Consider the following 22207-nt stretch of genomic DNA (forward strand, 5'->3'; position numbering starts at 1 on the left):
CGCCGCCCCACACCCCCGGCGGCCGCCCGCGCGGGGGCCGCCCCCCCCCCCCCCCCCCCCCCCCCCCCCCCCCCCCCCCCCCCCCCCCCCCCCCCCCCCCCCCCCCCCCCCCCCCCCCGGCGTCCACCGGGTCAGGGGCTGAGCGTGGTCCCGAACCCGCCGCCGGCCAGCTTGCTCATCAGCTGCGTCCGGTCCAGACCCACCGCGGCCAGCGCGTCGCCGTCCCGGTCGGTGTCGATCTGGTCGGCGAACCGCTCCTGCACCTTCTCGGCGGTGTCGTTGTCCCCTTCGGTGTGCAGCATGCGCACCAGTTCGTCCTTGTCGAGCTTCACCGGTCCTCCGTCCACCGCCCGTCGGGCGTCCTGGCGAGTGTGGTGCGCATCACGCCCGGTCCGCAACGGCGACCAGAGGTCAACCGGCAGGTCACGATCCGGTAACGGCGGCGTTCCTCCGACCCTCCCTCTCGCGTCCTAGACAGTGACGACGTGGGGAGGCCCGATGGGACGGACGGACGACGCCGCCTTCGAGGCGTTCGTCGCGGCACGGTCCGGTGAGCTGCTCCGGACCGCCGTGCTGCTGACGCGTGACCGCGGTCACGCGGAGGACCTGCTCCAGACCGCGCTCGTGAAGGCCTACCGCCGCTGGGGCCGCATCGCCGGCGACCCCTTCCCGTACGTGCGGCGGGTGCTGGTCACCAGCGCCGCGAGCTGGTGGCGGCTGCGCAGCACCCAGGAGATCGTGTCGCTGCCCGCGCACGACCCGGCCGCCCCCGACGAGACCGACGCCCTCGCCGAGCGGGAGCGGATGGCCCAGGCGCTCGGCACCCTGCCGCCGCGGATGCGGACCGTGCTCGTCCTCCGCTACACGGAGGACCTCAGCGAGGTGGCCACCGCCGAGCTGCTCGGCTGCTCGGTCCACACCGTGTGGAGCCAGACCGTCCGGGGCCTCGCCCGGCTCCGCACCGCCCTCGGCGCCGCTGCCCCCGCCACCGTGTTCGAGGAGTGCTGACGTGACGATCTCCGACGGCGAGCTGGAAGCCGGCCTGCGCGACCTGCGCGTCCGCGCCGACGTCACCGCGCCTCCCCCGGCCGACCTGGCCGAGCGCACCCGCGCGCGGTACCGCGCCCAGCGGCGGTCCCGGACGGCCCTGGCTGCCGGCGGCCTGCTGGCCCTGGCGCTCGTCGTCGGGGTGCCCGTCGCGACCTCCGGCCTGCTGAGCGGTGACCGGGGCGGCGAGGTCGCGGTGCCGGGCAGCCCGACCCAGGACCCGGCGCCCTTCCTCTACGACCTCCCGACGCGCGGCTCGCTCGCCGGGGACGAGGAGTGGCTGGCCGGCGTCCGGGAGCTCGACTGGATCCCCCCGGAGCTCGCGGACCAGCTGCCGCCGGGCGTCGAGACGCCCGAGCCACCGGTCGAGACCCGCCGGGTCGCCTGGGCGGGCGAGGTGGCCGGCAGCCGGGTGGCGCTCGTGCTGGGCCGGACCGAGCAGGAGGGCCCCGGCTGGACCCAGCAGGAGGGCGTGGTCCAGGTCTGGTTGACCGGTCCTGGCGACGCCGCGCCGGGCGAGATGGTCCCGGTCGGCTTTCCCAGCCCAGCCACCTCCAGCCCGGAGTGGGTGGAGCTGTTCGCCGCTCCGTACGGGGCACCCGCACAACGCATGGTGGTGGTCGTCGGCGCGCCCGGGGACGAGGCCCGGGTGCTGACCGGCCGGACGGCGACGGCGTCGGCCGACGTCGTCGACCAGTGGTCAGCGGTGCCGATGGAGGAGGGTGCCGGCGCGCTGGCGCTCGGCGAGACCTCCGACTGGCCGACCGGCCTCTCCGTGGCGCTGTCCCGGCCCGGCCAGAGCCGGCCCCTCTTCGCCCACACCACCATCGGGGAGGACCTGAGCAGGGCCTGGAACGAGCCGGTGGAGGTCGCCGACCCCCGCGGGCTGCGCGGGCTCGCCCACGAGGAGGTGCTGCAGGGGGCCGCGAGACAACTCGCCGGGCGGTACGGGCTGCCGCTCCGCGACCTCCGCCCGACCCTGCTCGCGGCCGGCGCCGTGAACGGTGACCCGGAGACCCGGACCCTGCTCCTGGGCCTGACCTTCCCCTCGGGCGCGACGGGGGCCGCGTTCGTCGACTACTGGACGGACTCCTTCGACATGGCGCAGGAGGACTCGTTCGGCGTCACGCTGGCCCCGGCCGGCACCCCGCTCCTGGAGCAGGTGTTCGCGGTGCCCACCTCGGACTCGATCACGATCAGCGGCCCGGAGGCCGGCGTCCTGGCCGAGATCCACCTCGCCGACGGCACGCTGCACGCCACGGTCCCGTTGGTGGACGGCGCCGGGGTCGCCCCGCTGGGCCCCCCGTCGGCCGAGCGGGTGCGGATCCTGGACGGCCGCGGCGCGGTCGTCGCCGAGGCGCCGCTGTCGGAGCTGAGCTCGTGAGCGAGCCGGCGTCCCTCACGGCGATGCGCCAGCTGGCGGAGGACGCCCGGCAGCGCCGGTGGGCCGCCCCGCGGCGTCCCGGGCGCTCAGCCCCGACGGGCGCGCCGGACCAGGAGGGCACCGACGACCGCCAGCACGGCGGCGACGAGCAGCTGGCCGATCCCCACGCCGGCCTGGTCGCTGGCGAACCAGGTGGGGGTGGACACGAGGAGCACCAGGGCGACGCCAAGGACCAGCAGCCCGACCAGGCGCTCACGGCGGGCGTTGCGGGAGACGGGGGCGCCGGGGGCCGGGTCGGTCATGCCCCCAGCCTGCCAAACCCCGCTCCGCGGTGCGGCAGAGGCGGCAGGCCGCGCCAGGAGGAGGGGTAGCGGCCGGCCCGACGGGGAACCCACGTACGAGCACGATCGAACGTCCCGTCGGCGTAGGTTGCGACGACGCAGGTCGAGTCGACCCGGAGGTCCCCATGCCCCAGACGTCCCCGCAGGCAGCCGTCCTCACCGAGCTCGAGCCGGTGGTTGCGGAGAACCTCGACCGGCACATCCGGATGGCGAAGGAATGGCATCCGCACGACTACGTGCCCTGGGACGAGGGCCGGAACTTCGCCTTCCTCGGCGGCGAGGACTGGTCGCCCGAGCAGTCCCGGCTGGACGAGACGGCCAAGGCCGCGATGTTCGTGAACCTGCTGACCGAGGACAACCTGCCCAGCTACCACCGCGAGATCGCCACCCGGTTCGGCCGGGACGGCGCCTGGGGCCAGTGGGTGGGCCGCTGGACGGCGGAGGAGGGGCGGCACGGTGTCGCGCTGCGCGACTACCTGGTCGTCACCCGCGGCGTCGACCCGGTCGAGCTGGAGCGGGCCCGGATGGACTACATGACCACCGGCTACGACTCCGGCGACAAGACCCCGCTCGAGGCCGTCGCCTACGTCTCCTTCCAGGAGCTGGCCACCCGCGTCTCGCACCGCAACACGGGCAAGGCCACCGGCGACCCGATCGCGGACAAGCTGCTGGCCCGCATCGCCACCGACGAGAACCTGCACATGATCTTCTACCGGAACCTCGTCACGGCGGCGTTCGACATCGACCCCGACGAGACGATGAAGGCCGTGGCCACCGAGGTCATGAACTTCGAGATGCCCGGCGCGAACATGGCCAACTTCCGGAAGAACTCCACGATCATCGCCAAGGCCGGCATCTACGACCTGCGGTTGCACCACGACGAGGTCGTCAGCCCGATCTTGCGCACCTGGAAGGTCTTCGAGCGCAGCGACCTCGGGCCGGAGGGCGAGCAGGCCCGGGAGCAGCTGGCCGGGTTCCTGACCGGGCTGGACGCCCAGGCCACCAGGTTCGTGGAGAGCCGCGAGCGGCTGCGAGCCCGCATGGCGGCCAAGGGCGAGACCCCCGTCCAGGTCTGAGCGAGGGCCGCCGCCCAGTCAGAGAGGGCAGGCCATGACGATCTCGTCGCGGTCGTCGCCGGGGGCGACGCGGATCGCGCGGGGCAGCCGGCCGACCTCCGCGTAGCCCAGGCCCCGGTAGAACGCGTCCACGCCCGTGCCCCCGCGGGCGGTCAGGTGGAGGAACTCCCACCCCCGCTCACGGGCGATCCGGTGCACCCCGTCCATCAGCACCCGGCCGAGCCCCTGGCCCTGGCGGGAGGGGTGCACCTGCACCCGCAGCACGGTGCCCCAGTGCCGGCGCAGCGGGCTCAGCGAACCGACGACGCTGGCGAACCCGGCCGTCCTGCCCTCCACCTCGAGCAGGGCGAGCACGTCCCGGCCGGAGTGGACGCCCTCCAGCAGCTTGTCGAGCAGCGGGACGACGTCGTCCTGCGTCACCGGGGGGACGAAGCCGACGGCGCCACCGGCGTTCGTGACGTCGGTCCAGCAGGCGAGCAGCTCCGCCCGGAGCGCGTCGTCGACGGAGGTGACGGAGCGGACGACAGCGGCGGGCACGCGGCCATTCTCCGCTCCCCCGTCCCCGCGCCGACGCGGGGGGCGGCGGGTACGGCCGGTGACGGGACCGCTCAGCCCTGGCGGGTCGGCGGCTCCCCCTCGGCGCGGGCCTCCGCGGCCCGGACGGGGTCGTAGGCGCAGGCGTCGGCGATGTCGGCGACCGGGCCGTCCGCCTCCTCGGGGGCGGGCTCCGCCTCGGCGCCGTCCGCCGGGGCAGGCGCCGGGGCCGGCGGGGGGTCGATCGCCTCGTCGGCCAGCTGCCGGATGCGGTCGTAGTCGGGGTAGGCGGGGTCGATCACCGACGGGTCGAGGACGACGCTGCGGATCTCGGCGTCCTTCACCCGGAACGCCAGGTCGACGAAGTCGTCCAGCCGCGAGCGCGGGATGTCCGTGCTCACGATGTCCTCGGTCGTCGCGGCCAGTCGCTGGTAGCGCTGCAGGAGCGTCACCGGGTCGGCGGCGTCGACGATCGCGGAGATGGCGCACCGCTGCCGCTCCATCCGGTCGTAGTCGCTCAGCCCGAACCGGCCGCGGGCGAACTGCAGGGCGGTGAAGCCGTCCATCTGCTTGTCCGGGCCGGGCGCGATGTAGTCGTCGGGCAGCTCGCCGGTGCCCGGGTCGCCGTTGATCGGCACGTAGTAGTTGACGTTCACCGTGATGCCCCCGAGCGCGTCGACCAGCCGGCTGAACCCCTCGAGGTTGACCAGCACGAAGTAGTCGATCCGGAGGCCCAGGGCCTCCCCGACGCCGAGCTTGAGGAAGTCGGCGCCCGGGTCGTCGGTCGGGCCCAGGGCGTCGGGGTACCAGGCCGGGCCGTTGCGGTAGACGGCGTTGAGCAGGCTCTCGCTCTCGCTGCCGGCGTCGAAGCCGTCGGGGTAGATCTCGCCCAGCGGGCTGTCCTCGGGGAAGGGCAGGTCCTGCAGGTTGCGCGGCAGGCTGATCAGGGTCGTCTCGCCGGTGCCGGTGTCGACGCTGGCCACGATGACCGTGTCGGTGCGCACGCCCTCCCGGCCCTCGCCGCCGTCTCCACCCAGCAGCAGCACGTTCACCCGTTCGCGGCCGCCGAAGAGCTCGGCGTCCTCCTCCGGGCTCTCGGTGACGGTCGCCGACCGGCGGTCGTCGTCGAACACGCCGGCGATGAGGTCCCGCGACGTCGCCGCCAGCTGCCCGACGAACACCGCCGGAGCGGCGATCGCGGCCACCAGCACGGCGACGACCAGGCCCCCGGCGACGCGCCGCCCGCGGGACGTCGCCGGCGGGACGAGCATCCGGTAGCCGGTGACCACCACGGCGATCCACAGGAGCGCCAGCGCGCCCACGCCGACCGTCGCCCAGAGCAGGACGTCGGTGTCGACCAGCGTGCGTGCGGCGAACCGCTGCCCCGCGGTGGCCAGCCAGATGCCGGCGGCCAGCAGGAGCAGGAAGACGGTCAGGACGACGGCACCGAGCCGGCGGCGGCCGGCCGCGAGGAGACCGGTGCCGGGGACCAGCGCGCCCAGGACCGTCCAGCCCAGCGCGGCCCCGAAGCTGCGTCGGCCCGGCCGGGACGTCCCGCCCGCCGTCGCACCCTCCCCGCCGCGAGCAGGAGGCGGTGTCGCGGCGGTCATGCCGCGCCCCTGCCGTCCGACCTGCTCATCCGGCCATGATCGCACCGTTCGACGGGGTGCGGGGGTGACCCCGACCGCTCTGCCGCCGGGACCGCCCGATCCGGCGACCCGGCAGCCGGGCGCGGTCGCCGCCGGTGTCCGGGGCCCTCCGTAAGCTCCGCACCGTGCGCCTGGCCACCTGGAACGTGAATTCGATCCGCACCCGCGCCGACCGCGTGGCGGCCTTCCTGGAGCGGCACGACGTCGACGTCCTGGCGATGCAGGAGACCAAGTGCCGGGACGACCAGTTCCCGGAGATGGTCTTCAGCGCCCTGGGCTACCAGGTCGCGCACCTGGGCCACTCGCAGTGGAACGGCGTCGCGATCCTGTCCCGCGTCGGCCTGGAGGACGTCACGGCCGGCTTCCCCGGCATGCCGTCCTGGTCGTCGAAGGAGGGCCAGGACCCGATGCCGGAGGCCCGCGCGCTGGGCGCGACCTGCGGCGGGGTGCGGGTCTGGAGCCTCTACGTGCCCAACGGCCGCACGCTGGCCGACCCGCACTACACCTACAAGCTCGAGTGGCTGGCCGCGCTGCGCGACACCGGGGCGGGCTGGCTGGCCGACGACCCGGCCGCGCCGGTGGCCCTGGTCGGCGACTGGAACATCGCCCCGCAGGACGACGACGTCTGGGACATGTCGGTCTTCAGCACCTCGACGCACGTCTCCGCGCCGGAGCGGGCCGCGTTCCAGGCGGTCGTCGACGCGGGCTACGCCGACGTGGTGCGCCCGCACGCGCCGGGTCCGGGCGTCTACACGTACTGGGACTACACGCAGCTGCGCTTCCCCCGCCGCGAGGGGATGCGGATCGACTTCGTGCTGGGCTCGCCCGCGCTGGCCGGCCGGGTCACCGGCGCCTTCATCGACCGCGAGGAGCGGAAGGGCAAAGGCGCCAGCGACCACGCCCCGGTCGTCGTCGACCTGGCATAGCGGCACCTGACATGGACGCACGTAGCCTGGCGTCCCGTGCTCGTCCTGCTCCCTCCGTCGGAGACCAAGGCCCCCGGGGGCGACGGCCCTCCGCTCGACCTCGGCTCGCTCACCGCGCCCGAACTGACGCCGGTGCGCACCGAGCTCGCCGAGGCGCTGGTGAAGCTGGCGGACGACGTCCCGGCGTCGCGTGCGGCCCTGGGCCTCTCGGCCGCGCAGGACGGCGAGATCGCCCGCAACGCGGCGCTGTTCACCTCCGGCACCCTCCCCGCACTGCACCGCTACACCGGCGTCCTCTACGACGCCCTCGACGTCGCCTCCCTCACCCGGGCCCAGCGGGCGCGGGCCGACCGGCGGCTGGCGGTGGGCTCCGCCCTCTTCGGCCTCGTCGCCGGCGGCGACCGGATCCCCGGCTACCGGCTCTCGGCCGGCTCGGCGCTGCCGGGGCTGCCCACGCTGAGGTCGCTGTGGCGGCCGGCGCTCGGCCCGGTCCTCGCGCGCACCGCCGGGCTCGTCGTCGACCTCCGAAGCGGCTCGTACGCCGCGCTCGCGCCGATCGCCGGCGCGGTCACCGTCGCGGTGCTCAGCGAGCGGCCCGACGGGACCCGGGCGGTGGTCAGCCACTTCAACAAGGCGCACAAGGGCCGGCTCGCCCGCCTGCTGGCCACCACGACGGCCGAACCGCAGGACGTCGCAGGCCTCCGGCGGTTGCTGCGTCGCGCGGGGTTGCACGTGGAACATGACGGCGGCACAGCGCTCACCCTGGTCGTCCCGGCCGGCTGAGGCCCATCTCTCGCCGCTCCGCCCGGTGGTTGGTTGCACGCAACCGTCCCGCCATGACATAACTGCAGGAACCATGCGGCTCGAAAAGCGCGGCTCGCTGTTCGACGACCGGCGGTCGCCGGGGTGGAAGGGCGACGGTGGACGGATCCGACCGCACGGCAGGCGCGGAGCTGGGCCTCGGCACCCGCGCCGCGGCCCAGCTCCGCGCTGACCGCGTGCGGGTCGACGCCGCCGAGCGGCTGGTCCCCCTCGCCGACGGGGCGGGGCTGGACCGGCTGGCCGACCTCGCCGCGCGCCTCCTCGGCACCTCGGGCAGCCAGGTGTCGCTGCTGGGCGACGTCCAGCTGGTCGCCGCCGGCACCGGCGGGGTCGACGTCGGCAGCACCGGCCCCCTCGAGGAGTCGCTGTGCACGGTGACCGCGGCGCTGCCCGCGGGAGAGGTCCTGCTCGTCACCGACGCCCGCTCCGACGCCAGGGTCAACGACCTGCCCCCGGTGCGCAGCGGCGCCGTCGGCTCCTACCTCGGCGTCGCCCTGACCGACCCCGGAGGTTGCCCGGTCGGCGCCCTCTGCGTCTTCGACCCCGAACCCCGGCCGTGGGCACCCTCCGAGGTCGCCACCCTGCGTCAGCTCGCCGCCTCGGTGATGACCGAGCTGGAGCTCTCCAGCCTCCTGCGGCAGTACGAGAACGACCGGCTCCGCTGGGAGCTGGCGACCGAGGCCGGCGGCGTCGGCACCTGGGACTGGGACCTGTCGACCGGCCGGGTGACGTGGGACGAGCAGCTGATCGCCATGTTCGGCTACGACGTCGATGACTTCGACCAGACGATCGAGTCGTTCAACGGCCGGCTGCACCCCGACGACCGCGCGTCGGTGAACGAGGCGCTGGAGCAGGCGATCGAGGCCTGCGGCCGGTTCGATGCCACGTACCGGGTGGTCCGGCCCGACGGCGAGACCCGGTGGGTGCACGCCCGTGGCCGGGCGGTGGCCGGCCGGCAGGGCCGGGCGGTCCGGGTGCTCGGCGCCGCCTACGACATCACCGGCGAGCGGGAGGCCGCGACGCTGGTCACCCGCACGCTCGACGCCATGCCGGCCGGCTTCTACAGCCTGGACCGCGGGTGGCGGTTCACCCACCTCAACGCCGAGGCCGAGCGGATGCTGCAGGCCACCAGCGAGGAGCTGCTGGGCCGGGAGATCTGGGAGGCCTTCCCCGACGCACGGGGCAGCGTCTTCGAGGACAGGTACCGCGAGGCGGTGGACACCGGGCAGCCGATCTCGTTCGACGCCTACTACCCGCCGCCGCTGGACGGCTGGTACGAGGTGCGGGCCTGGCCGACCCCCGACGGGCTGTCGGTGTACGCCCTGGAGATCACCGAGCGGCGGCGGGTGCAGGAGCAGGCCGAGCGCGCGGCCCAGCGGCTGGCGCTGCTGGCCAACGTCAGCGCCGACCTCGCCGGGGCGCTGGACCAGCAGGGGGCGATGGCCCACCTCCCGGAGCTCGTCGTCCCGGCGCTCGCCGACTTCTGCGTCGTCACGGTGGTCGACCCCGAGGGACGCCCCCGCGACGTCGGCTGCTGGCACCGGGACCCGGAGATGCGCCCGCTGCTGGATCGCTACACCGAGGTCCGGATGGACTCGATGCCCCCGGACTCGCCGGTCGCGCACTCCCTGCGCACCGGACGGCAGGACCGCAGCGCAGGGAACGACGTGCTGGCGCTCCTGCCGCCCGGTGAGGCGCGGGATCTGCTCGAGCAGCTCGCCCCCCGGGAGGCCGTCGTCCTGCCCATGCGCGGCCGCCAGCGCACGCTGGGACTGCTGACCGTCTACTACGGCCAGGACACCCCGCTCCGGGCGGAGAACGTGGCGACCGCGCAGGAAGCCGCCGACCGGGCGGGCCTGGCGCTGGACAACGGACGGCTCTACAACGCCCAGCAGCAGCTCGCCGAGGGCCTGCAGCGCAGCCTCCTCACCGAGCCGCCGGAGCCCGACCACGCCGAGATCGCAGTGCGCTACCTGCCCGCCGCCGAGGCCGCCCGGGTCGGCGGCGACTGGTACGACGCCTTCCTGCAGCCGGGGGGCGCGACGATGCTGGTCATCGGCGACGTCGTCGGGCACGACACCGAGGCGGCGGCCGCGATGGGCCAGCTGCGCGGGCTGCTGCGCGGGGTGGCCACCTACAGCGACGCCGGCCCCCGGGAGGTCCTCCGCGGGCTCGACGCCTCGATGACGACGTTGCAGATCCCCACCCTGGCCACCGCGGCCGTGGCCCGGTTCGAGCAGACCCCCGACGAGGTGGGCCAGGGGGTCACGCGCATGCGCTGGGCCAACGCCGGCCACCTGCCCCCGCTGGTGATCACCGAGGACGGGAAGATCGCGGAGCTCGGGGAGTGGACCGGTGACCTGCTGCTCGGCGTCGATCCCGGTGTGCAGCGGCGGGAGACGGTCGTGACCCTGAACCGGGGATCGACGGTGCTGCTCTACACCGACGGGCTCGTCGAGCGCCGCGACTCCGATCTCGACGCCGGCATCCTGCGGCTGCGGGAGGCGCTGGTCGAGCTGGCCGACCTGCCGCTCCAGGCCCTGCTGGACGAACTGCTGGAGCGACTGGTCCACGGCCGGCCCGAGGACGACGTCGCGCTCGTCGCCGTCCGGCTGCACCGCCAGGACCGGCCGCGACCGGCGGAGGCGGGGCCGACCCGGGTGCCCCCCACCGTGCCGCCGGACCCCCTGACGCGCTGACTAGGCGCGGTCCCGCCGCACCTGGGCCTTGCGCCCCTTGATCATGGTGGCCCGCAGCGCCTGCACGACCTCGTCGGCCGCCGTCTCGGGCACCTCCACCAGCGCGAACCGCTGGTGGATCTCGATCGAGCCGACGTCGCGGCCGGTCAGCCCGGTCTCGCCGGTGATGGCGCCGACCAGGTCCCCCGGGCGGATGCCGGCGTCCCGGCCGACCCCGACGAAGAGGCGGGTGGCGGGGCCACCGGCGGACCGCGCCCGGGCCGGGGGCTTCCGGTCGCCGCCCCGGCCGGCGGGGGCCCGCCCGCCGTCCCGCTCCGGGCGGAAGGAGACCTGCGGGATCTCCTCGTCGTCGTCGACCGGCCCCGCCGCCTCGTGCGCCAGCTTCACCGCCGCCAGCGCGACCTCCATGAGGTCGAACTCGTCGGCGAGGGTCTCGACGACGACGCGGAACCGGTCCAGGTCGTCGCCGAGCAGGCTCTCCCGGAGCGCGCCCCGGGTCAGGTCGAGCCGCCGGGCGCGGAGGTCGGCCACGGTCGGCACCGTCTGCACGGCGATGGGGGCGCCGGCGACCTTCTCGATGGTCTTGAGCATCCGGTGCTCGCGCGGCTCGGCGAGGGTGATCGCCACGCCCTCCCGCCCGGCGCGCCCGACCCGGCCGATGCGGTGCACGTAGGACTCCGGCGCCGACGGGACGTCGTAGTTCACGACGTGGGTGAGCTGCTCGATGTCCAGCCCGCGGGCGGCGACGTCGGTGGCCACCAGCAGGTCCGCCGTCCCGCTGCGCAGCCGGCCCATCACCTTGTCGCGCTGCTCCTGGCTCATCCCGCCGTGCAGCGGCTCGGCCCGGTAGCCCCGGCCGTTCAGCGTCTCGGTGAGGGTGTCGACCTCCTCACGGGTGCGGCAGAAGACGATCGCCGCGGTCGGGGCCTCGACGTCGAGGATGCGCCCCAGGGCGGCCGGCTTCGCGCCGCGCGGCACCACGTAGGCGGTCTGCCGGACGCGCGGCGCCTCCCCCGCGGCGGCCTGCTCCTTGGCGATGGTGATACGCACCGGATCGGAGAGGTGCCGGCGGGCCAGCGCGTCGAGCCGGCGCGGCATCGTGGCCGAGAACAGCACGGTCTGCCGCTGCTCGGGGGTCTCGTCGAGGATCGCCTCGAGGTCCTCGGCGAAACCCATGTCGAGCATCTCGTCGGCCTCGTCGAGCACCACGGTGGCGATCTCGCCGAGGTGCAGCGCGCCGCGGTTGAGCAGGTCGAGGGCCCGGCCGGGTGTCGCGACGACGACGTCCACCCCGGACTCCAGCGAGCGCAGCTGCCGCACGATCGGCGCGCCGCCGTAGACCGGCAGCACGCGGGCGCCCAGGTCGCGCCCGTAGCGGTGCAGCGCCTCCGACACCTGGACGGCGAGCTCGCGGGTGGGCACCAGCACCAGCGCGACCGGCGCGCGGTCGGTGCGGTGGGCGGTCAGCCGCTGCAGCACCGGCAGGGAGAAGGCGGCGGTCTTGCCGGTGCCGGTCGCGGCCTGGCCGAGCAGGTCGCGCCCCTCGGCCAGCGGCGGGATCGCCTCCCGCTGGATCGGCGTGGGCTCCTCGTAGCCGAGCGCGGTCAGCACCGCCAGCAGCTCGGGGCGCAGCCCGAGGTCCTCGAAGGTGGTGTCGTCGCCGGTGGTGGCTCGTTCGTCGGTCATCACCGCCCATCGTTCCCCCGATGCCACGGCCACGCGCACCCGGGCTTCTGGCAGGCTGCCGGGGTGACCGCCGACGACGAGCTCTGCACCCGCCCCGCGACGGAGCTGGCCGCGCTGGTGCGCGCCCGCCAGGTGTCGGCGCGGGAGCTCCTCGACGCCCACCTGGCACGGATCGAGCGGCTGGACCCGCAGGTGAACGCGGTCGTGACGCTGGACGCCGAGGGCGCCCGGGCCGCGGCCGACGCCGCGGACGCGGCGCAGGCGGCCGGGCAGCCGCTGGGTCCGCTGCACGGCCTGCCGGTAGCGCACAAGGACACCCACGCCACCGGCGGCATGCGGACGACGTGGGGCTCGCCCGTGCACCGCGACACCGTGCCGGCGCGCGACGAGCTGGTGGTCGCCCGGCTGAGGTCGGCCGGCGCGATCCGGGTCGGCAAGACCAACGTGCCCGAGTTCGCGGCCGGCTCGCACACCTTCAACACGGTGTTCGGCGCGACGCACAACCCCTACCGGCACGGCCTGTCCGCCGGCGGGTCGTCCGGCGGCGCGGCCGCGGCCCTGGCGGCCGGCTTCGTGCCGCTGGCCGAGGGCAGCGACATGGGCGGCTCGCTGCGCAACCCGGCCGGCTTCTGCAACGTCGTCGGGCTGCGGCCCACGCCGGGGCGGGTGCCCACCTGGCCGGCGCCGATGGGCTGGTCGACGCTGTCGGTGCAGGGTCCGATGGGCCGCACGGTCGCCGACGTGGCGCTGCAGCTGTCGGTGCTGGCCGGGCCCGACCCGCGGGTGCCGATCGCGCTGGACTCCGACCCGGCCGCGTTCCTGGCCGCCCTGCCGGAGCGGCTGGACGGGCTGCGGGTGGCCTGGGCGCCGGACCTCGGCGGCCGGGTGGCGGTCGACCCGGCGATCACCGCGGTCCTGACGGCGTCCCTGCCGGTGTTCGAGGAGCTCGGTGCGCACGTCACCGAGGACTGCCCGGACCTCTCCGGCGCCGACGACGTCTTCGGCACGCTGCGCGCCTGGCTGTTCGACGCCTCGTTCTCCGCGCTGGTCCGGGAGCGCCCCGACCAGGTGAAGGAGTCGATCCGCTGGAACGCGGCGCAGGGCGCGGCGCTCACCGGCGCCGACCTGGCCCGCGCCGAGCAGCTGCACACCACGCTGCACGAGCGGGTGGTCGAGTTCTTCACCCGCTACGACGTGCTGCTCGCGCCGACGACCCAGGTGCTGCCCTTCCCGGTGGAGGTCGAGTACCCGACCGAGATCGGCGGGGTGCCGCAGGAGAACTACCTGGAGTGGATGCGCTCCTGCACGTTGCTCTCCCCCACCGGCTGCCCCGCGCTGTCGGTACCCGGCGGGTTCACGCCGGACGGGCTCCCTGTCGGACTGCAGGTGGTCGCGGCGCCGCGCATGGACCGCCGGGTGCTCGAGGTGGGCCACGCCTTCGAGCAGGCCACCCGCTTCGGCGAGCGCCGGCCCGCCCTCTGACCGCCTCTACACCTCTCTAGCCGCAGCCCTAGACGCTCGCAGATCCGCCGAGATCGGCGCGGGGGGCGGGGCCGTCGGAGCCGGCGGGGTACTCCAGCAGGGGCACGTCACCGGCCGCCCACGCGGCGAGGATCGGCTCGACGATCCGCCACGACTCCTCGGCCTCGACGTCGCTGATGGACAGCGCCGCCTCTCCGGCGAGCAACTCCTGCAGCAGCAGCCCGTAGGCCGACAGCCGGGCCGGGGGCAGGTCCACCTCGAGCGCCCGGCGCTCGAGGTCGAAGGGGGCGCCCGCGCCGTTCAGGTTGAGCTCCAGGCTGATGCCGTCGGGGTCCAGCCGGAGCCGGAGGACGTCGGGCTCGGGCGGGCCCTCGCCGTCGTCCCGGCCGAAGGCCAGGTGCGGGACCGGCTTGAAGCGCAGCACGATCTCGTGCCGGTCCGCCCCCAGCGCCTTGCCGGAGCGGAGCCGGAACGGCACACCGGCCCACCGCCAGTTGTCGATCCGGACGGTGTACTCGGCGTAGGTCTCGGTGCCGCGGTCGGCCTCGACGCCGGCCTCCAGGACGTAGTCGGGCAGCGGGCGGCCGCCGACCGTCCCCGCGGCGTACCGGGCCCGCACGGTGTCCCGGCCCATGTCCTCCGGCGACCGCACGGCGCGCAGGACGTCGGCCTTGCGGGCCGCCAGCGAGCGGGCGTCCATCGCCGTCGGCGGCTCCATCGCGACGATCGCCAGCATCTGCAGCAGGTGGTTCTGCAGCATGTCCCGCAGCGCGCCGGCGGTGTCGTAGTAGCCCGCCCGGCCCTCCAGCCCGAGGGTCTCGTCGAACACGATGTCGACCCGCTCCACGTGCTGGGCGTTCCAGAGCGGCTCGAACATCCGGTTGGCGAACCGCAGGCCGAGGATGTTGAGCACCGTCTGCATCGCCAGGAAGTGGTCGGTGCGGAACACCTGCTCCTCGGGCACCAGCCGGTGCAGGACGGCGTTGAGCGCCCGGGCGTCGACGAGGTTCCGCCCGAAGGGCTTCTCGACGGCGACCACCGCCCCCTCGGGCAGGCCGACCTCGGTCAGCGCCTCGAGCGTCGGCAGGAAGACCGTGTTGGGCAGCGCCAGGTAGACCACGGGCACCCCACCGGCCCGCTCCAGGGCGGCCCGCAGGTCGGCGGGCAGGGTGACGTCGCCGTGCCGGTAGCCCAGCCGCTCGACCAGCCGCTCCCGGGCCTCCTCGTGCACGTGCCCGGCGTGCTCGGCCAGCCGCTCCCGGGCCCAGGCGCGGTACTCGTCGTCGGACCAGACCTCCCGGCTCACCGCGAGCACGACCGGCGGCTGCTCCAGGACGCCGGCGGCCACGAGCTCGGCGAGACCGGGCAGCAGCAGCCGGCCGGTGAGGTCGCCGGTGCCGCCGAGGACGACGAAGGAGCGGCTCATCGCCGTCCCTCCTCGGCCCGGGCGAGGTTCCAGCCGCTCGCGATGACCCCGACGTGGCTGAACGCCTGCGGGAAGTTGCCGAGGAACGCCCCCGTCCCCGGGTCGATCTCCTCGGCGAGCAGGCCGACCTCGTTGGCGCGTGCGCACAGCGAGTCGTACAGCTCGTGCGCCTCGTCCAGCCGACCCTGACCGGTGAGGTTGTCGACCAGCCAGAAGCTGCACAGCAGGAAGGCCCCCTCCCCGCCGGCCAGCCCGTCGGGGGATTCGGTGTGCAGGTACCGGTAGAGCAGCCCGTCCCCGGCGTCGAGGTGCCGACGCACCGCCTCGGTCGTCGCCACCATGCGCGGGTCGTCGGCCCGGACGAGCCGCCGCAGCGGCAGGGTCAGCAGCGAGCCGTCCAGGCCCCCGCGGCCGGCCTGCCCGGGCCGGGCGAGGTGCTCGGTGAACGTGCCGCGGTCGGCGTCCCAGGCCTGCTCGAGCAGCGTCGTCCGGATGCGGTCGGCCTCCCGCTGCCACCGCTCCCGCGGGTACGGCAGGCCGCAGAGCTCACCGATGCGCAGCGCCCGGTCGACGGCGACGTGGCACATCGCGACCGAGTAGGTGAACGGGCGGCCGGCGTCGCGGATCTCCCAGATCCCGTTGTCCGGCGTCGACCACTGGGCGATGGCCTGCTCGGTGAGCTCGCACAGCGCCCGCCACAGCGGCGGGTCCAGCTCCGCACCGGTGCGCACCCACTGGTAGGCGACGTCGAGCAGCTCGCCGTAGACGTCGTTCTGCACCTGCCGCGCCGCGCCGTTGCCCCAGCGGACCGGCCCGGATCCGCGGTACCCGGAGAGCGCGAGGTCCTCCCACTCCATGCCGGGCCGCCGGCCGTCGAGGGTGTAGCAGATGCTGGCGCGGTCGTCCCGCTCGATGTTGCGCAGCGTCCAGGCGAGGAAGGCGTCGGACTCCTCCTGCATCCCGATCCGCCGCAACGCGTAGCTGGAGAACGCGGCGTCGCGCACCCAGGTGAAGCGGTAGTCCCAGTTCCGGCTGCCGCCGATCTCCTCCGGGAGCGACGACGTCGCCGCCGCCATGATCGCGCCGGTCGGCGCGTGGTCGAGCAGCTTCAGGGTGAGGGCCGACCGCCGGACCAGGTCGTGCTGCGGCCCCTCGTACCGCAGCCGCGAGGCCCAGTTGCGCCAGGCCGACGCCGTCTGCTCGATCAGCCGTTCCGGCTGGGTGCGGGTCCGGGTGTGGGTGTCACCGGACCACTGCAGGGCGACGGTCAGCTGCTCGCCCTCGGCCAGGGTCACCCGGCCGCGGATGGCGCCGTCGCTGGCGACGGTCAGGGGGTGCGAGGAGGACACCAGGATCTCCAGCTGCGGCTGCGCCGCCCAGTGGATCCGCCAGGCGCCGAGCTCCGGCCGCACCAGGACGCCGTCCATGGGGGCCAGCCGGACCTCGACGTCCACCGTGCCGCCGACGGCGCGGGCCAGCCGCAGCAGCTCGCCCCGGCCCGAGGGCACCGGCTCGGCGAGGTCGGCGCCCGAGCGGAGGGTGAGGCAGTCGGTGAGCTCCAGCCGCCCGTCGACGCCCTGCATCTCGGTGACCAGGATCCCGGTGTCGGGCAGGTAGCGCTGGGCCGACTCCCGCAGTCCCACCGGGGCGATCCCGAAGCTGCCCCCGCGCTCGGCGTCGAGGATGCCGGCGAGGAAGGGCCGGCTGTCGAAGTCCGGCAGGCACAGCCACGGGATGCTGCCGTCCCGCGCCACCAGCGCGCAGGTGAGGCCATCACCGATCAGGCCGTGGTCCTCGATGGGCAGGTAGCCGTCGGTGCGGGTGAGCGGGCGGAGCGGCACGGGCGGTCCTCGGGTCGGTGGCACGGGTCCGTCCGACCGTGCCCCCGCAGGCACCCGCCAACCCTGGCGATCATGACGGTCCGGTGACTCGGCTCCTCTAGGACTCTCTAGCAGTGGCGCTAGAGGTGCCGAGAACCGCCGATATGCGCGCAGACGCTGCTATCGGCCGGCCCGGAACCGCACCCGGGCGCATCCGGACGCGCACCCATCGCGAACGTGCTGCTACTGCTCCTCGGGGCGGGGGAGGCGGCGGGCCTGGCGGCGGCGGCGCAGCCCGCGCAGGGTCCGGACGGCGACCAGCAGCTCGGCCAGCTCCTGCCGGTCACCGGCGGTGATGTCGGCGAGCTGCCCGGCGGCGCGGTGCTGGGCGATGTCCCAGCCCTCCTCCCACCGGGCCACCAGCTCGTCGGGCGCCTCGGCGTCGGAGGTGCGCCGGCTGAGCACGTCCTCGGTGAGCGACGCCTGCTCCATGGCGAGGTCGTCGCGCAGCGAGGCGCGGGCCATCGACGGCCAGCGCCGGTCCCGCGGCAGGGCGATCACCCGTTCGCGCAGGGTCACCAGCCCCAGCCGGTCGGCCAGGCGCTGCATCACCTGGCCGGCCAGCGCCACGGGCGCCCCGGTGCGCTCGGCCACCACGGCGAGGTCCAGCGCCGCCGGCATCAGCGGCGCGGCCGCGACGCGGCCGGCCAGCTCCGCGGGGAGACCGGACTCCTGCAGGCGGCCCGCCCGGGCGGCGTAGGACTCGGCCTCGGCGCCCAGCAGCCAGCCGGGCAGGCCGGCCTGCACCTCGGCCACCGACGCGGCGAACCGGTCCGTCACCTCCGCCAGCGGGAGCGGGTGCTCCGCGGTGAGGTCGGGCTGCCGCAGCAGCCAGCGGGTGGCCCGCTCGGCCAGCCGGGTGCCCTCGGTGCGCGCCTCCACCTGGGCGGCGGCCGAGACCTGGCTGTCCAGCGGCCGGACGGCGTCCCACATCCGGTCGATGCCGAACACCGCGCGGGCGACCGCGTGCGCCCGCACGACCGTCGCCAGCGGCACCCCGGTCTCCTCGACGAGCCGGAACAGCCCGGTGACGCCGGCGATGTTGACCGCCCGGTTGGTCAGCGCGGTCCCGATGATCTCCCGGCGCAGTGGATGGCTGGTGACCGCGGCGGGGAAGCGCTCGCGCAGCGGGGCCGGGAAGTACTCGACCAGCAGCTCCTCCAGCGAGGGGTCGTCGGGGAGCGACGACGCCAGCACCGCGTCACTGGTCTGCAGCTTCGCGTAGGCCAGCAGCACCGAGAGCTCCGGGCCGGTGAGCGCCTGCCCGTCCCGCCGCCGCTCGGTGAGCCCGCGGTCGTCGGGCAGCGCCTCGACGGCGCGGTTGAGCCGCCCCGAGCGCTCCAGCGACCGGATGAACCGCTCGTGGGAGTCCAGCAGGCTGCGCGCCGCGGCCGTCTCCCCGGCCAGGGTCGCGTTCTGCGCGTGGTTGTCGGTCAGGACGGCGGCCGCGACGTCGTCGGTCATCTCGGCGAGCAGCGCCGCCCGGCCCTCGGCGTCGATCCGCCCTTCGTCGACCACCCGGTTCAGCGCGATCTTGATGTTCACCTCGTGGTCGGAGGTGTCCACGCCGGCGGAGTTGTCGATGGCGTCGGTGTTCACCCGGCCGCCGGTGAGGGCGTACTCGACCCGCCCGCGCTGGGTGAGACCGAGGTTGCCGCCCTCCCCCACGACCCGGACCCGCAGCGACCCGCCGTCGACGCGCACCGCGTCGTTGGCCTTGTCCCCCACCTCGAGGTGGCTCTCGCCCGCGGCCTTCACGTACGTGCCGATGCCGCCGTTGAACAGCAGGTCCACCGGGGCGAGCAGCACCGCACGGATCAGCTCGACCGGGGGGAGCGCCACGACGTGGGCGGGCAGGCCGAGGGCGGCGCGCACCTGCGCGCTGACCGGGATCGACTTCGCCGTGCGCGGCCAGACGCCGCCCCCCGCGCTGATCAGCGAGGTGTCGTAGTCCGCCCACGACGAGCGCGGGAGGTCGAAGAGCCGACGGCGCTCGGCGAACGACGCCGCCGTGTCGGGCGTCGGGTCCAGGAACACGTGGCGGTGGTCGAACGCGGCCACCAGCCGGATGTGCTCCGACAGCAGCATCCCGTTGCCGAACACGTCGCCCGACATGTCGCCGATGCCGACGACGGTGAACTCCTCGCGCTGGACGTCGAGCTCGAGTGCCCGGAAGTGCTGGGTCACCGACTCCCAGGCGCCGCGGGCGGTGATGCCCATGGCCTTGTGGTCGTAGCCGACCGAACCGCCGGAGGCGAAGGCGTCGCCCAGCCAGTAGCCGCGCTCGAGCGCCACGGAGTTGGCGAGGTCGGAGAAGGTCGCCGTCCCCTTGTCGGCGGCCACGACCAGGTAGCCGTCGTCGCCGTCGTGCCGGACGACCTTCTCCGGCGGCACGACCTGGCCGTCCACCAGGTTGTCGGTGAGCGCCAGCAGGGCGCCGATGAACAGCTTGTAGCAGGCCTGCCCCTCGGCGAGGACCTCCTCGCGAGGCGCACCGTCCGGAGGTGGGTTCTTCACGACGAACCCGCCCTTGGCGCCGGTCGGCACGATGACGGTGTTCTTCACCATCTGCGCCTTCACCAGCCCCAGCACCTCCGTGCGCAGGTCCTCGTGGCGGTCGGACCAGCGCAGGCCGCCGCGGGCCACCTTGCCGAACCGCAGGTGCACGCCCATCACCCGCGGCGAGCTGACCCAGACCTCGTGCGCCGGGCGCGGCTCCGGGAGGTCGGGCACCTCCGCGGGGTCGAGCTTGAGCGCCAGCGCCGGATGGGGGGGCGACGACATGGCGTAGTAGGTGGTCCGCTGGGTGGCGACGACGGCGGCGAGCAGTGAGCTGAGCACCCGGTCGGCGTCGAGCGACGCGACCTCGCCGATCGACCGGCGCAGCCCCTCGACCAGCTCGGCCTGCCGCGCCTCGCGGCCGCCCGGGCGCCCGGGCGAGAAGCGGGTCTCGAACAGCGCCACCAGGCGGGCCACGACGCCGGGGTGGGCGGCCAGCGTCCGCTCCACGTAGGCCTGGGAGAACGGCAGCCCGGCCTGGCGCAGCCACTGCACGTAGGCCCGGACCACCGTGACCTGCCGCCAGTTCAGCCCGGCCAGCATGACCAGGGCGCCCAGGCCGTCGTCCTCGGCCTGGCCGCGCCAGACGGCGCTCACCGCGTCGGTGAACCGCTCGGGCAGCGACCGCAGCAGCGGCAGGTCCACCGGCGGGACGGTGATGCCGAAGTCGTAGATCCAGGTCGGCGGGGCGCCGATCCGGTCGATCTCGTACGGCCGCTCGTCGACGACGTCGACGCCCATGTTCTGCAGCATCGGCAGGATCTGGGACAGCAGCAGCCGCTCCCCCACCCGGTACACCGACAGCCGGCGCTCGCCCGGCGCCGCGCCGGCCGGGGTCCACAGCCGCAGCTCCACGTCGTCCGGGGTCAGGCCGTCGAGGCGGACCAGGTCCTCCACGGCGCGCTCGGCCGGGAAGTCCTCCTGGTAGGCGGCGGGGAAGGCGTCGGCGACCCGGGAGAAGATCTTCTCCGCGTCCGCGCCGAAGCGCGCCGACAGGGCGGCGGCCAGGTCGTCGGGCCAGCTGCGCGCGGCCGCGGCCAGCTCGGCCTGCAGCCCCTCCACGTCGACGTCGACCCGCGGTGACGAGCCCTGCCGGCCCACCGGCAGGCGGACGACGAAGTGCAGCCGGGTGAGCACCGACTCGGTGGAGCGCGCGGTGAACTCGATGCTGGAGCCGCCCAGCCGCTCGAGCAGCAGCTGCTGCATCGCCAGCCGGACGACGGTGGTGTACCGGTCGCGCGGCAGGTAGACCAGCGCGGACCAGAACCGCCCGGTGGGGTCCTGCCGGAGGAACAGCCGGGTCTGCCGCCGCTCCTGCAGGTGCAGCACGGCCATCGCCACCGGCAGGAGCTCGTCGGCCCCCACCTGCATGAGCTCGTCGCGGGGATATGTCTCCAGGATCTCGAGCAGCTGCTTGCCGGTGTGGCTGTCGGCCGGGACGCCGGAGCGGCGGACCACCTCGGCGACGCGGCGGCGCACGAGCGGGACGTCGAGCACGCTGGTCCCGTACGCGGTGGACGGGAAGAGGCCGACGAACCGGCGGCGCCGGGTCACACCGCCACTGTGCGGCAGGGTCACCGCGACCAGGTCCAGCCACGCCCGGCGGTGCACCGACGAGCGGGTGTCGGCCTTGGTGACGGTGAGCCGGTGGCGCCCGGTGACCCCGGGCGCCTCGGGCGGGGTGGTCGCCGAGCGCGCCACGTCGGTGTCGCTGCGGAGCACCCCCAGTCCTGTCCCGGGCACCGGCCGGGCGGCGGCGTCGGCCCCGTCCGAGGCGATCTCGACGTCCCGGGCACCGAGGAGCACGAAGTTGCCCTCGGCCAGCCAGCGGAGCAGCGCCGCGGCCTCGGCGGGGTCGTCGGCGGGGTCGTCGGCGGGGTCGTCGACCGCCTCGGAAGCCGTCCCGCGCCCCCCGCCGAGGTCGTCGAGCTCGGCGGCGAGGTCGATCATCCGGGCCCGCATCCGGTCGCCGTCCTCGTGGACGGCGCGCACGTCGTCGAGGACGGTGCGCAGACCCGTCGTCAGGTCGCCGGCCGCCTCGCCGTCCAGCGGGCCGTCGAGCACGACGGCGATCCACGACTCGGCGACGGCGTCCTCGCCGCACGACGCGGCGTCCAGGCTGTCGCACAGCGCGGTGATCCGACCGCTCAGGTCGCGGCGGACCACGAGCAGCGGGTGGACGACGTGCTCGAGCCGGAACCCCTGGCGGACCACCTCCGCGGTGACCGAGTCGACCAGGTACGGCATGTCGTCGGTGACCAGCCGGATCACGGTCCGGCTGGCACCCGGCCCGCGCGGGAGGGCCTGCACGTCGACGGTCGCGGAGCCGCGCGGGCGGACCTCGGCGAGCGAGAGGTGCCCGAGGGCGAGCGCGGCCAGGTCGGCGGGGTCGGTGGCCAGGACCTCCTCGGCGGGCTCGCTCCAGTAGTACCGCCGCAGGAACGCCGGCAGGTCGTCGGCGCTGCACCCCGGGGGCAGCGTCGCCGACCCGCGCCCGGCCTCGGCGACGGCGGCGCGGGCCGCCTGGTGCAGGAGCAGCTTCTTCTCGTCGCGGCCGGCCTCGAGGGCGGCCAGCTCGCTCAGGGAGCCGCCCGCGGGACCGCCGTCCCGGTCGTCCGCCCCGGCTTCCGGGACCACACCGGTGTCACTGGCCATGTCAGGCCACGGTACTGGCCGCTGAGACCGCCGTCACGGCG

15 protein-coding genes are annotated in these 22207 nt (G+C 75.2%); 7 read left to right on the top strand and 8 right to left on the bottom strand.

Going from position 1 to position 22207, the window contains the following annotated elements; translation table 11 throughout:
• Positions 1–131: 131 nt before the first annotated feature.
• Positions 132–332 (bottom strand): hypothetical protein, encoded by a 201-nt coding sequence (locus ACI79T_RS09885; protein ID WP_456609886.1) that lies wholly within the window; start codon positions 330–332, stop codon positions 132–134.
• Between the two features lie 166 nt (positions 333–498).
• On the opposite strand from ACI79T_RS09885, the gene ACI79T_RS09890 reads away from it, so the two are divergent.
• Positions 499–1008: a SigE family RNA polymerase sigma factor gene (locus ACI79T_RS09890; RefSeq protein WP_456609887.1), complete on the top strand. Its 510-nt coding sequence runs from the start codon at positions 499–501 to the stop codon at positions 1006–1008.
• Position 1009: 1 nt separating this feature from the next.
• Entirely contained in the window at positions 1010–2431 is a 1422-nt protein-coding gene (locus ACI79T_RS09895) for a hypothetical protein (protein WP_456609888.1), read from the top strand.
• Between the two features lie 86 nt (positions 2432–2517).
• On the opposite strand, the gene ACI79T_RS09900 is transcribed toward ACI79T_RS09895, so the two are convergent.
• Positions 2518–2733, bottom strand: a complete 216-nt coding sequence (locus ACI79T_RS09900; protein ID WP_456609889.1) for a hypothetical protein — start codon at positions 2731–2733, stop codon at positions 2518–2520.
• Positions 2734–2897: 164 nt separating this feature from the next.
• Here ACI79T_RS09900 and ACI79T_RS09905 point away from each other — a divergent pair, with 164 nt between their 5' ends.
• Positions 2898–3848: an acyl-ACP desaturase gene (locus tag ACI79T_RS09905; protein ID WP_456609890.1), complete on the top strand. Its 951-nt coding sequence runs from the start codon at positions 2898–2900 to the stop codon at positions 3846–3848.
• Between the two features lie 18 nt (positions 3849–3866).
• Here ACI79T_RS09905 and ACI79T_RS09910 read toward each other — a convergent pair whose 3' ends face one another.
• A complete protein-coding gene (locus tag ACI79T_RS09910) occupies positions 3867–4385 on the bottom strand; it encodes an N-acetyltransferase family protein (RefSeq protein ID WP_456609891.1) in 519 nt (172 codons plus the stop codon).
• Positions 4386–4456: 71 nt separating this feature from the next.
• The gene (locus ACI79T_RS09915) at positions 4457–5992 is read right to left on the bottom strand and encodes an LCP family protein (RefSeq protein WP_456609892.1); all 1536 of its coding nucleotides are present in this window, start codon (positions 5990–5992) and stop codon (positions 4457–4459) included.
• Positions 5993–6156: 164 nt separating this feature from the next.
• Here ACI79T_RS09915 and ACI79T_RS09920 point away from each other — a divergent pair, with 164 nt between their 5' ends.
• From ACI79T_RS09920 to ACI79T_RS09930, 3 genes are all read left to right on the top strand, one after another.
• Complete coding sequence (locus tag ACI79T_RS09920) at positions 6157–6957, top strand: exodeoxyribonuclease III (RefSeq protein WP_456609893.1); 801 nt, start codon at positions 6157–6159, stop codon at positions 6955–6957.
• A gap of 36 nt (positions 6958–6993) precedes the next feature.
• Positions 6994–7740, top strand: coding sequence for a peroxide stress protein YaaA (yaaA, locus tag ACI79T_RS09925; protein ID WP_456609894.1), 747 nt, complete (start codon positions 6994–6996; stop codon positions 7738–7740).
• 137 nt (positions 7741–7877) lie between these two features.
• On the top strand, positions 7878–10478 hold the full coding sequence (locus ACI79T_RS09930) for a SpoIIE family protein phosphatase (protein ID WP_456609895.1): 2601 nt from the start codon (positions 7878–7880) through the stop codon (positions 10476–10478).
• On the opposite strand, the gene ACI79T_RS09935 is transcribed toward ACI79T_RS09930, so the two are convergent.
• Entirely contained in the window at positions 10479–12164 is a 1686-nt protein-coding gene (locus tag ACI79T_RS09935) for a DEAD/DEAH box helicase (protein WP_456609896.1), read from the bottom strand.
• A gap of 63 nt (positions 12165–12227) precedes the next feature.
• Between ACI79T_RS09935 and ACI79T_RS09940 the strand changes: the two genes are divergently transcribed.
• A complete protein-coding gene (locus ACI79T_RS09940) occupies positions 12228–13646 on the top strand; it encodes an amidase (RefSeq protein WP_456609897.1) in 1419 nt (472 codons plus the stop codon).
• A 28-nt stretch (positions 13647–13674) separates the two neighbouring features.
• Here the strand turns inward: ACI79T_RS09940 and ACI79T_RS09945 are convergent, their stop codons facing one another.
• The 3 genes from ACI79T_RS09945 to ACI79T_RS09955 form a co-directional block, all read right to left on the bottom strand.
• On the bottom strand, positions 13675–15072 hold the full coding sequence (locus ACI79T_RS09945; protein WP_456609898.1) for a glucose-6-phosphate dehydrogenase: 1398 nt from the start codon (positions 15070–15072) through the stop codon (positions 13675–13677).
• Complete coding sequence (locus ACI79T_RS09950; protein ID WP_456609899.1) at positions 15069–16913, bottom strand: glycoside hydrolase family 15 protein; 1845 nt, start codon at positions 16911–16913, stop codon at positions 15069–15071. Before ACI79T_RS09950 ends, ACI79T_RS09945 begins: the two co-directional genes overlap by 4 nt.
• 222 nt (positions 16914–17135) lie before the next feature.
• Positions 17136–22166 carry an NAD-glutamate dehydrogenase gene (locus ACI79T_RS09955; protein ID WP_456609900.1) on the bottom strand — a complete coding sequence of 1677 codons (5031 nt, stop codon included), beginning with the start codon at positions 22164–22166 and terminating at the stop codon, positions 17136–17138.
• Between the last annotated feature and the right edge of the window lie 41 nt (positions 22167–22207).

This window comes from Blastococcus sp. SYSU DS0619, from assembly GCF_054051035.1.